Raw genomic sequence first — 14,562 nt, 5'->3', positions numbered from 1 at the left:
GCCTCATCCCGCGCTGGTGAAGGCGGAGTTCATCTTCTTCGCGGCGGCGGCCGACGCGGCGTCCACATCCTTACGGCCGCTCGCGATCTCCTGGAACATCGTCGGCAGGACCAGCGAGGAGTCGATCGTCTGCCAGGCGGGCGTGGCGGGGACGAACTTGGCGCCCGCGGCGAGCGTCTTCACGAAGGGGGCCACGTACGGGCGGCGCTTGGCCGCGTCCTGCCGCACGTCGGTGTAGGTGGGCAGGAAGCCCATCGCGTCGAAGAGCTTGGTCTGGGACTCCTTGCCGGCCAGCGACTTCATCAAGTCCACGGCCAGCGTGCGGTGTTTGCTGCTCTTGAGGATGCCGATGTTGTTGCCGCCCGCGAAGGCCGGGGCGATCTGGCCGGCCTTGACGCCGGGCAGCGGCACGATCCCGTACTTCCCCTTGGCCGCGCCGTCCTCCACCGCCTGCCGGTTGAAGTCGCCGCCGATGGCCATGGCGGCCTTGCCGGACGCGAAGGCCTGCACGGTGTCGTTGCCGCCCATCTGGGCGCACTTGGCGGCCGGGCAGTTGTCGTTGCCGAAGAGGGCCGCGTACGCGGCGATGCCGCGCTTGGACGCCGCGCTGTCGATGGCCGCGGTGAACGCGCCCTTGCCGCCCCCGCCCGTCGCGATGTCGCCGCCGTTGGCCCAGATGAAGGGCATCGCGCCGTAGGTGTACGCGCCTCCGACGGCGAGTCCGTACAGCTCGGGCCGCTCCTTGCGGACCTTCTTCGCGGTCTCGGTCAGCTCGTCCAGGGTGGTGGGCGGCTTGAGGCCCAACTCCTTGAAGACGTCGGTGCGGTAGTAGAGCGCCCGTACGCCGACGAAGAGGGGCGCGCCGTAGATCTTGCCGTCGACGGTGACCGACTGCTTGGCCGTGGGGTCGGTGTCCTTGGCGTCCGACCAGGCGCCGAACTCCTTGGTCAGGTCGGCGAGTCCGCCGTCCTTCACATAGCCGGCGGTGTCCGTGTTGCCGTACTCGATGACGTCGGGGGCGCTCTTCGGGTCGTTGAAGGCGGCTTTGATCTTCTGCGCCCTGGTGTCGACGGGGATGTAGGTGATGTCGGCCTTGGCGTCCGGGTGGTCCTTCTTGAAGGCGGCGAGCGCGGCACTGACGACCTGCTCCTTCGGCTTGTTGTTGACCTCCTGGAAGAGCCAGACGCGCAGGGTGCCGCTCTTCTCGTCGGTCTTCGCGCTGTTGTCGGAGGTGGACGGCGCACACCCCGTGACGGCGAGACCGGCCACCGCGAGTGCGGCCACTGGTACGGCAATTCGGGCAGAAAGCTTCACAGGGGGGTCCCCTCCCACTTGGGCGTTGCACCATACGCAACGCCCGTTTCGCTTTGCACAATTGGGAGGAGAGTAAGGGCCGTTGCCCACCCCGGCAAGAGGTTTCGATCACCCGCCGGTCAGTGGGGCGACCTTCGGACACACGCGGGCGCACGCGGACAAGACACGACGGGACACACGACGAGACATACGACGGGACGCACGACAGCCCCGTACGTACCGACCGACGCGCCCGGAATCACCGCACCCCCGGAAAACACGACGCGCCCGGAGACACCCCACACCCGGAAAACACGACGGGCCCGGTGCCCGACCCACGGCACTGCCTGGGTCGGGCACCGGGCCCGCTGAACGCCTGAATCCGCGACTGCGCGGCTGCGGCGGCTACTGCCTCCTGCGGCCCGCGGCTACTTCTTGTCGCCGCCCTTGCCGCCCTTACCGTCCTTGCCCTTGTCCCCGCCGGTGTTCATGCCCTCGAAGATTTCCTTGCACATCGGGCAGACGGGGTACTTCTTCGGGTCGCGCCCCGGGACCCAGACCTTGCCGCAGAGGGCGACGACCGGTGACCCGGAGAGCGCGCTCTCCATGATCTTGTCCTTCTGGACGTAATGGGCGTAGCGCTCGTGGTCGCCGTCGCCGTTCGACACCTGCGGCGTCGGCTCTACGAGGGTGCCGGTCCCTGCCCCGCGCTCGGGCTCAAGAGTGCTCATGGTTTCCAAGGGTACTCAAGGCGGACGCCGTCAGTTGAGGCTCGGGTCGTCCGGATAGGTGGCGACCATGGCCAGTTCGTTGCGCTGGCGGCGCAGCACCGACCGCCACAGCCGCTCGGGGTCGGGCGAGGAGACGTCGCCGGGCTCGGACTCGACCACGTACCAGGTGCCGTCGACCAGCTCGTCCTCCAGTTGACCCGGCCCCCAGCCGGCGTAGCCCGCGAAGATCCGCAGCGAGCCGAGCGCCGCGGCCAGCAGCTCCGGCGGCGCCTCCAGGTCCACCAGGCCGATCGCGCCGTGCACGCGCCGCCAGCCGACCGGCCCGTCCCCGAGCACGGCCGCCGCGCCCTTCTCCTGGGCCTCGCCCGGCACCACCGCCACGCCCAGCGCGGAGTCCAGCGAGACCGGACCGCCCTGGAAGACGACGCCGGGTTCGCCGGCCAGTTCGGCCCAGGATTCGAGGATGTCGCGGACGCCGACCGGGGTGGGCCGGTTCAGCACGACCCCCAGCGAGCCCTCGTCGTCGTGGTCGAGGAGCAGGACCACGGCACGGTCGAAGTTCGGATCGGCGAGCGCCGGAGTGGCGACAAGCAGCCGTCCTGTGAGGGAGGACACCTCGGTCATGGACACATGATCCCGCATTTCCGGGCGCGGCGGGGTGCGGACGGCGAGTCCGGTACGAGCGGGGCGCGACGGGGCCCGGCGGCGGACGACCACACGGTCAGAGGGCGTCCGGAGGGGGCGGAGCGAGGGGGTGCGACAGAGCGTCGAGAGGGCCGGGAGGGGCCGGGCGCGGCAGCCGCACTGTTCATAACTGTTCGGTTCTGCTCGACAACAGAGAGTGTTGTGACAAAGCCATTACGTCCTGGAAGCCCCCTTGTGCACACCGACGCCCTCTCGGGTCGCATTACGCTTTCCTCTGGCCCCCGCCCAACTCCAGGAACGCGAGATCCATGACCGGCACTGACGATGTACTGCTCGTCCACGGCGGCACCCCGCTGGAGGGTGAGATCCGGGTCCGCGGCGCGAAGAACCTCGTGCCGAAGGCCATGGTCGCCGCGCTGCTCGGCAGCGGGCCGAGCCGGCTGCGCAATGTGCCCGACATCCGGGACGTACGCGTCGTCCGCGGGCTGCTGCAACTGCACGGCGTGACCGTACGCCCCGGTGACGAGCCGGGCGAGCTGGTGCTCGACCCCTCGCACGTGGAGAGCGCGAACGTCGCGGACATCGACGCCCACGCCGGCTCGTCGCGCATCCCGATCCTCTTCTGCGGCCCCCTGCTGCACCGGCTGGGCCACGCCTTCATCCCCGGTCTGGGCGGCTGCGACATCGGCGGCCGGCCGATCGACTTCCACTTCGAGGTGCTGCGCCAGTTCGGCGCGACGATCGAGAAGCGGGCGGACGGCCAGTACCTGGAGGCCCCGCAGCGGCTGCGCGGCTGCAAGATCCGGCTGCCGTACCCGTCGGTCGGCTCGACCGAGCAGGTGCTGCTGACCGCCGTGCTGGCGGAGGGCGTCACCGAGCTGTCGAACGCGGCCGTGGAGCCGGAGATCGAGGACCTCATCTGCGTGCTGCAGAAGATGGGCGCGATCATCTCCATGGACACGGACCGCACGATCCGGATCACCGGCGTGGACCAGCTGGGCGGCTACAACCACCGCGCCCTGCCGGACCGCCTGGAGGCCGCCTCCTGGGCGAGCGCGGCGCTGGCCACCGAGGGCAACGTCTACGTGCGCGGCGCGAGCCAGCGCGAGATGATGACGTTCCTCAACACGTTCCGCAGGGTCGGCGGCGCGTTCGAGATCGACGACGAGGGCATCCGGTTCTGGCACCCGGGCGGCTCGCTCGACGCGATCGCGCTGGAGACCGACGTCCACCCCGGCTTCCAGACGGACTGGCAGCAGCCCCTGGTGGTGGCGCTGACGCAGGCGTCCGGCCTGTCCATCGTGCACGAGACGGTGTACGAGTCCCGGCTCGGCTTCACGTCCGCGCTCAACCAGATGGGCGCGCACATCCAGCTCTACCGCGAGTGCCTGGGCGGTTCGGCCTGCCGGTTCGGGCAGCGCAATTTCCTGCACTCGGCGGTCGTCTCCGGCCCGACCAAGCTGCAGGGCGCGGACCTGGTCATCCCGGACCTGCGCGGCGGCTTCTCGTACCTGATCGCGGCGCTGGCGGCCCAGGGCACGTCCCGCGTGCACGGCATCGACCTGATCAACCGCGGCTACGAGAACTTCATGCGCAAGCTGAACGACCTCGGCGCCCACGTCGAGCTGCCGAACGGGGCGCTCCCCGAGTAGCGGAAGGCCCCTGCGGGCCTGTGCGGGCCGTACGGGGCCGCCGACGCGCCCGTAGGGCGGTTTCCGGCCAGCCGGAACCGACGCGCCCGTACGGCCCGCACAGGCCCGCACAAGCCCGTAGAGACGCCAAAAGGGCGGCCACCCTCCCGTGGGTGGCCGCCCTTCTCGCTTGGGGTCTTACTTACCCTTGGCGGCTTCCTTGAGCTTCGAGCCCGCGGAGACCTTCACGCTGTAACCGGCCGGGATCTGGATGGGGTCGCCGGTCTGCGGGTTACGAGCGGTGCGAGCGGCACGGTGGGTGCGCTCGAAGGTCAGGAAGCCGGGGATGGTGACCTTCTCGTCGCCCTTGGCGACGACCTCACCGACGGTCTCGGCGAGTGCGGCCAGAACGGCGTCGGCGTCCTTGCGGGTCACCTCGGCGCGCTCGGACAGAGCGGCCACCAGCTCACTGCGGTTCATTTTGTACTCCCGTGTTCTTCTTGCCAATGAGGCGTGAGATCGAAGCCGATGCTGCCAGGGCCCTCGGACAGTCCCCGGACCCGGGTCTGCTGCCAGACCCTCGCGCCCGAATACGCATCCTGCCCCCACCTGTGGCGGGAAAGCCAATCCGGCACCCAGGAGAGTCACACGGAAAGCGCCACTGCCTCAAAGTCGTGACGCTCCGTCTGCTCCCAGCAGCGCACCGCTGGGCTCTCGTCAGGGCTTTGACCGTATTTCTGCGGCCAATTCTGCCCGCCACCCTATGGGGGCGTTGCGGGCGGCGCGCCATTCGACGCGCCGGGGTCAGGCTGTCGTGGTGCCCGTCACAGCCGCACCGGCCGCTTTGGCGGCATTGCGGACCGCTCCGGCGACATCTCCGGCGACCCTGTCGTTGAATACCGAGGGGATGATGTAGTTCGGGTTCAGTTCCTGTTCCCCGACGACATCGGCGAGCGCTCCGGCGGCCGCCAGCATCATCTCGGTGTTCACGGTGTGCGACTGCGCGTCCAGCAGGCCGCGGAAGACGCCCGGGAAGACCAGCACGTTGTTGATCTGGTTCGGGAAGTCGGAGCGGCCGGTGGCGACCACGGCGGCGGTCCGGCGGGCGACGGCCGGGTCGACCTCGGGGTCCGGGTTGGCCAGCGCGAAGACGATCGCGTCGTCCGCCATGGCGGCCACGTCGTCCCCGTCGAGGACGTTGGGGGCCGAGACGCCGATGAACACGTCCGAGCCGACCACAGCCTCCTTGAGGGTGCCTGTGACGCCCTCGGGGTTGGTGTTGTCGGCGATCCAGCGCAGCGCGGAGTCCGGGTCGGCGTCGACGAGGTCCGTGCGGCCCGCGTGCACGACGCCGTGGATGTCGGCGACGACGGCCTGCTTGACGCCCGCGGCGAGCAGCAGCTTGAGGATGGCGGTGCCAGCGGCGCCCGCGCCGGACATCACGACGCGCACGTCGCCTATGGCCTTGCCGACCACGCGCAGCGCGTTGGTGAGGGCGGCGACCACGACGATGGCGGTGCCGTGCTGGTCGTCGTGGAAGACGGGGATGTCGAGGGCCTCGCGCAGCCGGGCCTCGATCTCGAAGCAGCGCGGCGCGGAGATGTCCTCCAGGTTGATGCCCGCGAAGCCGGGGGCGATGGCCTTGACGATCTCGACGATGGCGTCGGTGTCCTGGGTGTCCAGGCAGAGCGGCCAGGCGTCGATGCCCGCGAAGGTCTTGAAGAGGGCCGCCTTGCCCTCCATGACCGGCAGCGCGGCCTTGGGGCCGATGTTGCCGAGGCCGAGGACGGCGGAGCCGTCGGTGACCACGGCGATGCTGTTGCGCTTGATGGTCAGGCGGCGGGCGTCCTCGGGGTTGTCCGCGATCGCCTGGCAGACGCGGGCGACGCCGGGCGTGTAGACCATCGAGAGGTCGTCGCGGTTGCGGATGGGGTGCTTCGACGACATCTCGATCTTGCCGCCGAGGTGCATCAGGAACGTACGGTCGGAGACCTTGCCGAGCGATACGCCCTCGATGCCGCGCAGCTTCTCGACGATCTCGTCCGCGTGCGCGGTGGAGGTCGCGGCGATGGTGACGTCGATACGGAGCTTTTCGTGGCCGGAGGCGGTCACATCGAGGCCGATCACGGAACCACCGGAGGACTCCACGGCGGTGGTGAGCTGACTGACGGCCGTCCCGCTCGCGGGGACCTCCAGCCGGACCGTCATCGAATACGAGACGCTAGGCGCCGTTGCCATGGCCGACTTCCTCTGCTTTCCCTTATGTCACTTGGTACGTCACCGGGGCTCGGAGCCGGGGCGCGCTGTTCGATCGTCCCACCTACCGACTGGTATACGGTAACCAGCCCCGGATTTCGGAATCAGCATTTCACGATGCGAGATCATCCGGGGCCCTGCGGGTCCTGGCCGACTCCTCGTCGCGACGCCGATCCTCGCTTCGTCGTACAACGATCCTCCGCCCACCCCCCGAACGCGGAACGGGCGCCCCTCCCAGTACTGGAAGAGGCGCCCGTTCTCGACGCTCAATGACACCGACCCGCCATGCTCGCCTCGCGGCAAGTGGTCGCTCGTAGCGACGATGGTTGGGCCCGGGGGCTTGGATCGGGCCGGTGCCACACCCAGGCTAACAAACAGTCCCGGGAAGTGATTCCTGTAGCGGAAGTTGATTGAGGACCGGCCCCGAGTCGGCCCGGCGCGGGCCGTCATCAGTCGTGCGGGGGCCGCCGTAAGCCGCCCCCGCGGGCCGCCCTCAGTCACACGCGCGGGCCGCCCCGAGCCCCCTCGGGGAAGGGCCCGTCCTCAGTCGCGCAACAGGTCCGGCACCCCCGCCCCGTCCGGCTCGTCGCGCTCGCCCGAGAGCACCGTCAGCCGCTGCGTGGCACGGGTCAGCGCCACGTACAGCACCCGCAGCCCGGCCGGCGACTCGTCCGCGATCTCGGCGGGCGAGACCACGACCGTCGCGTCGTACTCCAGCCCCTTCGCCTCCAGGCTGCCCAGCGGCACCACCCGTTCGCCGAGCCCCTCCAGCCACCGCGCCGCCTGCTCGCGGCGGTCCATCGCCACGACCACGCCCACCGTGCCGTCCACGTCCGCCAGCAGCCTCCGCGCCTCCTCGCGCACGGCCGCGCCCAGCTCGCCCTCCGCCACCGCGAACCGCGGCTCGACGCCGGTCGAGCGGACCGCCGACGGGGACTCCATGCCGGGCATCGCCAGCGTCAGGACGCGCGCCGCGAGCTCCGCGATCTCCGCCGGGTTGCGGTAGTTGACGGTCAGCCGGAAGCGGCGGCGCGGGCGGCTGCCGAGCGCCTCGTCCCGCGCGGCGGCGGCCTCGTCCGGGTCGGACCAGGAGGACTGCGCCGCGTCGCCGACGATCGTCCAGGTGGCGTGCCGTCCGCGGCGGCCGACCATCCGCCACTGCATGGGCGTGAGGTCCTGCGCCTCGTCGACGATGACGTGCGCGTAGTCCGTACGCTCCTCCGCCAGCCGTTCCGCGCGCTCGCGCCGCGACTCGGCCCGCTCGGGCATCAGCTCCTCCAGGCCGGTCAGCTGGTCGAGCGGGTCCAGCTCGCGCGGTCTCCTGGGCCGGGCCGGGGCGCCCAGCACCGTGTGCAGCTCGTCGAGGAGCGCCACGTCGTGCACGGACAGCGGCCCCTTCCCGTCGCCGTCCAGCCGCCGCAGCGAGCGGGCCAGGGCGCGGACCTCGCGCGGGTTGAGCACCCGGCGCGCGAACCGGCCGAGCCGCCGCTCGTCGGCCATGGCCGCCAGCACCTGACGCGGGGTCAGCTCCGGCCACCAGGCGGCGAGGAAGCCCATGAAGTCGTCCTCGGAGCTGATGTCCTCGTCGAACGCCTCGCGCGCCTCCGCCGCCAGCTCCGGGTCCGAGTAGCGCCGCGGGCCGCCGGTCTTCGTCCACAGGGCGTCGAGCAGCAGGCGGCGGGCGCGCGGGCGCATCAGGTTCAGCGGCGCGGTGCCGCCGAGGACGCTGCCGCGGATGCGGCGCAGCTCCTCCGCGTCCAGCTCGACGCGCGCGCCGAACGCGACCACCCGCAGCCGCTCGGGCGGCCCGGCGGGAGCGGCGCCGTCCGTCTCCGCCGCCAGATCCGCCAGCGACAACTGCCCGTCCGGAGAGGCTGCGGGGACCGCGGCTCCGGCCCGTGGCAGGTCCAGCGCCCCCCGCGCCGCCTTGCGCAGCACCTTGAGCATCCGGGAGGAGCCCTTGATCCGGGCCACCGCCGGAGTGTCGTACGTACCGGCCTCGGCTCCGTCCACGAGCGAGCCCACCGCCCGGATCGCGACCTGCCCCTCCTCGCCGAGCGACGGCAGCACGCCCTCGGTGTAGGCGACCAGGAGCGGGGTCGGGGAGACGACGAGGATGCCGCCCGCGTACCGCCGCCGGTCCTGGTAGAGGAGGTACGCGGCGCGGTGCAGGGCCACGGCGGTCTTGCCGGTGCCCGGCCCGCCCTCGACCTCGGTGACGGAGGCCGCGGGCGCGCGGATCACCATGTCCTGCTCGGCCTGGATGGACGCGACGATGTCGCGCATGGTGTGGCTGCGCGCCTGCCCGAGCGCGGCCATCAGCGCGCCGTCGCCGACCACCGGGAGATCGGCCCCGTCCAGCGTCGCGGTCAGCTCGGGGCGCAGCAGGTCGTCCTCCACGCCGAGGACCCGGCGGCCCTTGGAGCGGATGACGCGGCGCCGTACGACCCGGCCGGGCGCGACCGGCGTCGAGCGGTAGAAGGGCGCGGCGGCGGGCGCGCGCCAGTCGATGACGAGCGGGGCGTAGTCGGCGTCGAGCACGCCGATCCGGCCGATGTGCAGCGTCTCGGCGATCTCCGCCCGGTCCCCGCGCACGGCGTCGGCGGCGGGTTCCACCGAGGTGTACGCCCCGTCGGGTCCCTTCTTGCCGTCCTCGCCGAGGAGCAGGTCGATGCGGCCGAAGAGGAAGTCCTCGAACTCGCTGTTGAGCCGATTGAGGTGGACCCCGGCGCGGAACACCTGCGCGTCCCGTTCGGCGAGCGCGCCGGGCGTGCCGACCTGGCCGCGCTTGACTGCGTCGTCCATCAGGAACTCGGCCTCGTGGATCTTCTCCTCAAGGCGTCGGTACACCCGGTCCAGATGCTGTTGCTCGACACCGATCTCGCGGTCCCGGACTCCGTCCCGCTCCGTCGCTGTCTGCGCGTGCGCGGCGTTCTGCGCGGCCACCCAAGCCCCCTTCTGCTGTGCCTAGGGCAGCCGTCGAGCGTACGCGAACAGAGGTGGTGAGCGCACCTGTCAGGACATGGGCGGTTTCTGCCGACTCGGTCCGGCGGCTCGGCCGAGGGCTTGGTCAACGGCGCTCGAACCTCGGGGGCCGACGGCGCTCAGCCCCTCACAGGCCGGCGGCACTCAGACCTTGACGGAGGCGAGGTGCTTCCCGTCGAGCGTACGGACGTCGAAGCGGGCGATCTCGTCACGGTTCATGGCGGCTCCGCCATGGGTGTAGAGCGGCTCCTTGTTCCACTTGTCCGACCCGCCGGGCACCCCGTAGCCCCCCTCCGGGACGGCCCAGGTGGTGACGGTCTCCTCCTCGCCGTCCTTGCCGACGGCGATCAGGTCGCACTTGAGCGGCCCCTTGACGTTGCCCAGCTTGAGCGCGACGTGGGTGCCCCAGGGCTTGGACTGGAGCGAGACGCTGGCGTCGACCTTGGTGGCCGGGTCGACGGCGGAGACCTTCTCGCCGTCGTCGTACATCTGCCGGGCCGCGCTGACGGACGAGTGGCCCCCGGCATCCTGCTGGCTGAGGGCCAGGCCGACCAGCGGCCCGGAGACGATCAGGGCGGCGGCCGCGGCGACGAGCCACAGCCGCCGGGTGCGGCTGGTGCGGCGGGCGGACGTGACCTCGCCGAGCAGCCGGTCGAGGACCCGCGGTCCGGGCCGGACGGAGAGCACCTCGGGGTCCGGCGTGGCTTCCTTGATGTCGGCGAGGAGCGGCGAGAGCCCCATGAAGTCTTCGAGCCCGGCCGCGCACCGGAGGCAGTCGGCCAAGTGCTCCTCGAAGCGGGCCGAGTCCGCCTCGTCGAGGACGCCCAGCGCGTAGGCGGCCACGTCGGTGTGCTGCGCCGGCTGGGTCATGGTGTCACCCCTCGTTCCTCCAGCGAGAGCTTCATCGAGCGCAGCGCGTAGAAGACGCGGGATCTGATCGTCCCGGCCGGCACGCCCAGCTCTTCAGCCGCCTCGTTCACCGTACGTCCCTTGAAGTAGGTCTCGATGAGGGCCTCTCTGTGGGCGTCCGTGAGGTCGCCCAGTGCGTCGGAGATGGTCATCAGTCGCAGGGCCCGGTCGATCTCGTCGGCGGCCGGGACCAGTTCCAGCGGTGCGGGGTCCACTTCTTGCGGCCGGGACTGCCGGCTGCGGTGCCCGTCGATGACGATGCGCCGCGCCACGGTCACCAGCCAGGGCCGCGCGGACCCCGTGGCGCGCCGCAGTTGGTCCGCGTTGCGCCAGGCCCGCAGCAGCGTCTCCTGGACGACGTCCTCCGCGCGCTGCCGGTCACCCGCCACCAGGCGGATGACGAAGGCGAGGAGCGGCCCGGCGTGCTCTTCGTAGAGCGTCCGCATGAGCTCCTCGTCGGGAGACGTCCTGTCGGCCACGACGGCATCCTTGCGCACGCCTTCCCCCGGGTCGATAGCGCGAGTAGAAGTTCCTGAACTCCGGCCGCCCGCCAGTCTGTTGACTCCGACCAGCGTCGCCGGTGACCTGGAATACGGGCGCGGCGGGCCCGCGACTCAGCGCCGGGTGAAAAATCTTGGAAGGCATTCCGCATACGTACGGGAATACGGCCGCGTTCAGCCCGACTCCTGTGACGCAGACCTCAATTCGCGATTGAACGGGGCCGCGGTGCGAGTCCGTACGACAGCCCGAGCAGCCGGTGCAGGGGGCAGCGGCTCGACCGGGGGAGGTCGCCATGAACCGCTTCACCGTCGTCGTGAGCACCGCCGCGGTAGTCGCCGTGACGGCGGCGGGCGTGACGTTCGCGGCACGGTCCGGGGACGCGTCCGGAAGCCCGTCCGGCGGATCGTCAAACGTTACGGGCAGCGGTACGAGCCGCAGCGGCGCGGTGTCCTTCGCGGCCGGCCTGAACGGCCTGGGCGAAGTGCCCGAGCCCGGAGGTCCGGCCGCCGACGACAAGAACACCGGCGACAAGGACGGCAAAGCCCTCGCGTTCCTCCGCGTCCACGGCGGCAAGGTGTCGTTCGCCCTCCAATACCGCGGCATCGCCGCACCCACCGCCGCCCACGTCCACCAGGGCGAGAAGGGCGCCAACGGAGACGTCGCGATTCCCCTCTTCACGAAGAAACTCGCAGACGGGCGGACGTCGGTCAGCGGCACGGTCACGGTGAAGGACGGACAACTGCTGAAAGACCTCGCATCCGACCCGTCGGGCTTCTACGTCAACGTCCACACCGGTGAATTCCCCGGCGGCGCGGTGCGCGGCCAACTCCACCGGCTGAGCGTCCCGCTGAACATGAGCGCCGCGACGGACAGCTTCCAGGCGTCCGTCACGCGCGGCAGCCAGATCTACGCGTGCACCAGGCAGCCGGGCGGCGGCTACGCCTTCACCCCGTACAACGTGCGCGCCGCGCTCGGCGGCGGCATCGCCCACTCCTTCACGCGCCCGGCCGGGTCCCCCCAGTGGGTCGCTCCGGACGGCTCCGCCGTGACCGGCGAGGTCCTCGCCAAGTCCCCGAACGGTACGGGCAACATCCCCGAACTCGACCTGCGCGCCACCCGGTCCGGCACCGCGCGAGCGGACGGCCTGCTGGCGGACACCGTCGAGATCCTGCGCCTGAACACCGTCGGCGGGACGGCCCCGGCCGGTACATGCGACCCGGCGCGGCAGCCGACGATCTCGGTGCCGTACCAGGCGGACTACCTGTTCGTCGGCGGATAGCCACCACTTCGCGGGCGAGCGGCCACCGCCGTCCGCCGGCGGGCGGCGACCACCGCCCGTACGCGGGCGAGCGGAGCCCGCAGCCCCAGAGCCGGTCCCTTCCGGGGACCCTCCCCCGCGCAGCCCCCGGCCCCCCGACCGGGGGCTGCGCCACGTCCGCGCTCAGGGGGCACGGCCCTCGTCAGGACGCCTGCGACGCCACCGCCCGCCGCCGGTGACGCGCAACCCGCTCCCGGTTGCCGCACACCTCGCTGGAGCACCAGCGCCGCCGCCGCCCGCGCGAGGTGTCGAGGTAGACCAGCGAACAGGTCTCCCCCTCGCACTGCCGCAGCTGCCCGCGCGCCACCGGGTCGGTGAGCAGGTCCACCGCGTCCCGCGCTATCCGGCCGAGCAGCGCCCCGCAGTCCGGCGCGCCGACGCCCGTACGGACCAGAGTGCCATCGGAGGCCCGTACCGCCCGTACGACCGGGGGTGCGGTGGAGGCGAGCGCGTTGAGCCGTTCCAGGTCCGGGTCGGCGGCGCCGGCGCCGGCGACCTCGGCGTGCACGACGCGGTGCAGCAGGGCTCTGCCCGCGTGGAAGCGCCCCAGCCAGCCGGTGTCCACCGTTTCCAGGCCCGTGCCGCCGGGCGCCAGACCGGCCCCGGCGAGCCACGCGCGCAACCGTTCGGGGGTGTCGAGCCGTTCGACCGGTTCCTCACTGAGCCGCCCGCCGACGGTCGCCACGAGGTCCAGGCACAGTCGCCCGGAGTCGAAGCGCAGGTCGTAGGAGGCCGTAGCCGCCGCCATGTTCCTGTCACCCTTTCACAGTGGGGGGATGCACCACCCCAGAGTGCCCCCCGACGCGTGCACCCGGAACCCCTGGCCACGCGGCGGACCACCGGGCGGGGACGGTCCGCCCCTCCCGCGTCCGGTGGGGCTACGCCCGCCCCTCCTCCACCGCCAGCCGGTAACCGTCCTCGCCGACGGTCTGGATCAGTTCCGGCACGTCCAGGGAGGTGCGGAGGCCGTCGACGGCGGCTTCCACGGCGGACCCGTCGTGGTTACGGCCGTCCGCGTCGGGCAGCGCGGCGAGCAGTTCACCGGGCGGCACGACCCGGCCGGGCCGCCGCGCCAGGGCCCGCAGCAGGGACATCCCGCCGGGCGGCACCGGCCGCGCCACCCCATCGACGAGCACGGCCCGCCCGAGCACGGCGAGCCGACGCCCGGACGCCTCCAACTCACTGACACGACAAGGGAGTTCATCACATACAAGCTGTACGAGCGGCCCCAGCCGGAAGCGCTCGGGATGGACGACGGGCACCTCGCGCTCGGCCAGCGGCTGCGCGGTGACCGGCCCCACGCACGCCACCAGCACCTCGGCCCGGAACGCGGCCGACAGCTCCGCGCCCACACCGCGCCGCTCGGCCCGGTCGAACAGGCCCGCCACGGCGGGCGCGCTGGTGAAGGTGACGGCGTCGACGGTACGGGCGAGCACCGCGTCCAGCAGCCGGTCCAGGGGCCCGGTGTCCTCGGGCGGCAGCCAGCGGTAGACGGGCACCGCGACCACGTCCGCGCCCGCCGCCCGCAGCTTCTCGGTGAAGTCGGGCAGCGGAGCCCCGTGCAGCTGCACGGCCACCCGCCGCCCCGCTACCCCGCGCGCCAGCAGCCGGTCGAGCACGCCCTCCATCGACTCCGACGCGGGCGAGAAGTCCTCCCGCAACCCGGCGGCCCGGACCGCCCCGCACACCTTCGGCCCGCGCGCCAGCAGCTCGGCCCCGCCCAGCCGCTCCAGCAGCGCCCCGCCCAGCCCCCACCCCTCGGCCGCCTCCAGCCAGCCGCGGAACCCGACGGCGGTGGTGACGATGACAGAATCGGGGGCCCGCTCGATCAACTGCCTTGTGGCGTCGCGCAGTTCGGTGTCATCGGCGAGCGGAACGGTACGCATCGCGGGCGCGTGCACGACCTCGGCCCCGCGCCGCCGCAACAGCGCGATCAGCTCCTCGGCCCGCCGCGCGGCGGTCACCGCGACCGTAAAGCCGTCGAGCGGCACCCCCTCCCGCGCGCCAGGCCGCTGCCGCTCGCTTCCACCCATCGCTCCGCCTCCAGCTCGTCGTCGGTCTGCACCTACAGTGCGGTCAGCAGGGCGTCCAGGTCTCCGTTCTGCACACAATGATCCACACCGCTTCGGCCGACAACCTCACCAGGCGCATAACGGACGGGACCACCCCCGCCGGGCGAGGAACGCACTAGACGAGTTATTCCGATGTGATCAGTGGTCGTAGGCGATCAGGGATCGCAGGACCGGCTGGCCGGTCTTGTGGTTGTGCCAGATCGCGGCGGCCATCGCGAGGA

At 71.9% G+C, this 14,562-nt stretch carries 12 protein-coding genes; 2 read left to right on the top strand and 10 right to left on the bottom strand.

All coding sequences use genetic code 11. The features are described from left to right. Nucleotides 1-3: 3 nt before the first annotated feature. The 3 genes from AB0I22_RS12240 to AB0I22_RS12230 all read right to left on the bottom strand — a co-directional run bounded on the left by AB0I22_RS12240 (nt 4) and on the right by AB0I22_RS12230 (nt 2,648). The gene (locus AB0I22_RS12240; RefSeq protein WP_363130665.1) at nt 4-1,314 is read right to left on the bottom strand and encodes an extracellular solute-binding protein; all 1,311 of its coding nucleotides are present in this window, start codon (nt 1,312-1,314) and stop codon (nt 4-6) included. A 407-nt stretch (nt 1,315-1,721) separates the two neighbouring features. Next, nucleotides 1,722-2,024 carry a DUF3039 domain-containing protein gene (locus tag AB0I22_RS12235; RefSeq protein ID WP_363130664.1) on the bottom strand — a complete coding sequence of 101 codons (303 nt, stop codon included), beginning with the start codon at nt 2,022-2,024 and terminating at the stop codon, nt 1,722-1,724. A gap of 30 nt (nt 2,025-2,054) precedes the next feature. Then, nucleotides 2,055-2,648: a YqgE/AlgH family protein gene (locus AB0I22_RS12230; RefSeq protein WP_363130663.1), complete on the bottom strand. Its 594-nt coding sequence runs from the start codon at nt 2,646-2,648 to the stop codon at nt 2,055-2,057. 329 nt (nt 2,649-2,977) lie between these two features. On the opposite strand from AB0I22_RS12230, the gene murA reads away from it, so the two are divergent. Beyond that, nucleotides 2,978-4,321 (top strand): UDP-N-acetylglucosamine 1-carboxyvinyltransferase, encoded by a 1,344-nt coding sequence (murA, locus tag AB0I22_RS12225; protein WP_363130662.1) that lies wholly within the window; start codon nt 2,978-2,980, stop codon nt 4,319-4,321. 177 nt (nt 4,322-4,498) lie between these two features. Here murA and AB0I22_RS12220 read toward each other — a convergent pair whose 3' ends face one another. From AB0I22_RS12220 to AB0I22_RS12200, 5 genes are all read right to left on the bottom strand, one after another. Next, complete coding sequence (locus tag AB0I22_RS12220; protein WP_069811080.1) at nt 4,499-4,780, bottom strand: HU family DNA-binding protein; 282 nt, start codon at nt 4,778-4,780, stop codon at nt 4,499-4,501. A 324-nt stretch (nt 4,781-5,104) separates the two neighbouring features. Then, nucleotides 5,105-6,538, bottom strand: a complete 1,434-nt coding sequence (locus AB0I22_RS12215) for an NAD-dependent malic enzyme (protein ID WP_363130661.1) — start codon at nt 6,536-6,538, stop codon at nt 5,105-5,107. A 561-nt stretch (nt 6,539-7,099) separates the two neighbouring features. Continuing rightward, nucleotides 7,100-9,502 carry a UvrD-helicase domain-containing protein gene (locus tag AB0I22_RS12210; protein ID WP_363130660.1) on the bottom strand — a complete coding sequence of 801 codons (2,403 nt, stop codon included), beginning with the start codon at nt 9,500-9,502 and terminating at the stop codon, nt 7,100-7,102. A gap of 183 nt (nt 9,503-9,685) precedes the next feature. Beyond that, nucleotides 9,686-10,411 carry a zf-HC2 domain-containing protein gene (locus AB0I22_RS12205; RefSeq protein WP_363130659.1) on the bottom strand — a complete coding sequence of 242 codons (726 nt, stop codon included), beginning with the start codon at nt 10,409-10,411 and terminating at the stop codon, nt 9,686-9,688. Continuing rightward, nucleotides 10,408-10,929, bottom strand: coding sequence for a sigma-70 family RNA polymerase sigma factor (locus AB0I22_RS12200; protein ID WP_363130658.1), 522 nt, complete (start codon nt 10,927-10,929; stop codon nt 10,408-10,410). Before AB0I22_RS12200 ends, AB0I22_RS12205 begins: the two co-directional genes overlap by 4 nt. A gap of 314 nt (nt 10,930-11,243) precedes the next feature. On the opposite strand from AB0I22_RS12200, the gene AB0I22_RS12195 reads away from it, so the two are divergent. Then, the gene (locus AB0I22_RS12195) at nt 11,244-12,230 is read left to right on the top strand and encodes a CHRD domain-containing protein (RefSeq protein ID WP_363130657.1); all 987 of its coding nucleotides are present in this window, start codon (nt 11,244-11,246) and stop codon (nt 12,228-12,230) included. Between the two features lie 181 nt (nt 12,231-12,411). Here the strand turns inward: AB0I22_RS12195 and AB0I22_RS12190 are convergent, their stop codons facing one another. Further along, nucleotides 12,412-13,017 carry a CGNR zinc finger domain-containing protein gene (locus tag AB0I22_RS12190; protein WP_363130656.1) on the bottom strand — a complete coding sequence of 202 codons (606 nt, stop codon included), beginning with the start codon at nt 13,015-13,017 and terminating at the stop codon, nt 12,412-12,414. Nucleotides 13,018-13,147: 130 nt separating this feature from the next. Next, the gene (locus AB0I22_RS12185) at nt 13,148-14,302 is read right to left on the bottom strand and encodes a uroporphyrinogen-III synthase (RefSeq protein ID WP_363130655.1); all 1,155 of its coding nucleotides are present in this window, start codon (nt 14,300-14,302) and stop codon (nt 13,148-13,150) included. Between the last annotated feature and the right edge of the window lie 260 nt (nt 14,303-14,562).

This window comes from Streptomyces sp. NPDC050610 (genome assembly GCF_040654875.1).
Lineage (GTDB): Bacteria > Actinomycetota > Actinomycetes > Streptomycetales > Streptomycetaceae > Streptomyces.
The sequence above is the reverse complement of the archived record's forward strand: the minus strand, read 5'-3'. Positions and strand labels throughout refer to the sequence as shown.

Coding starts and splice junctions, on each gene's coding strand:
- murA (WP_363130662.1), top strand. CDS start 2,978: ATGACCGGCACTGACGATGTACTGCTCGTCCACGGCGGCACCCCGCTG.
- AB0I22_RS12195 (WP_363130657.1), top strand. CDS start 11,244: ATGAACCGCTTCACCGTCGTCGTGAGCACCGCCGCGGTAGTCGCCGTG.
- AB0I22_RS12230 (WP_363130663.1), bottom strand. CDS start 2,648: ATGACCGAGGTGTCCTCCCTCACAGGACGGCTGCTTGTCGCCACTCCG.
- AB0I22_RS12215 (WP_363130661.1), bottom strand. CDS start 6,538: ATGGCAACGGCGCCTAGCGTCTCGTATTCGATGACGGTCCGGCTGGAG.
- AB0I22_RS12190 (WP_363130656.1), bottom strand. CDS start 13,017: ATGGCGGCGGCTACGGCCTCCTACGACCTGCGCTTCGACTCCGGGCGA.
- AB0I22_RS12235 (WP_363130664.1), bottom strand. CDS start 2,024: ATGAGCACTCTTGAGCCCGAGCGCGGGGCAGGGACCGGCACCCTCGTA.
- AB0I22_RS12205 (WP_363130659.1), bottom strand. CDS start 10,411: ATGACCCAGCCGGCGCAGCACACCGACGTGGCCGCCTACGCGCTGGGC.
- AB0I22_RS12220 (WP_069811080.1), bottom strand. CDS start 4,780: ATGAACCGCAGTGAGCTGGTGGCCGCTCTGTCCGAGCGCGCCGAGGTG.
- AB0I22_RS12185 (WP_363130655.1), bottom strand. CDS start 14,302: ATGGGTGGAAGCGAGCGGCAGCGGCCTGGCGCGCGGGAGGGGGTGCCG.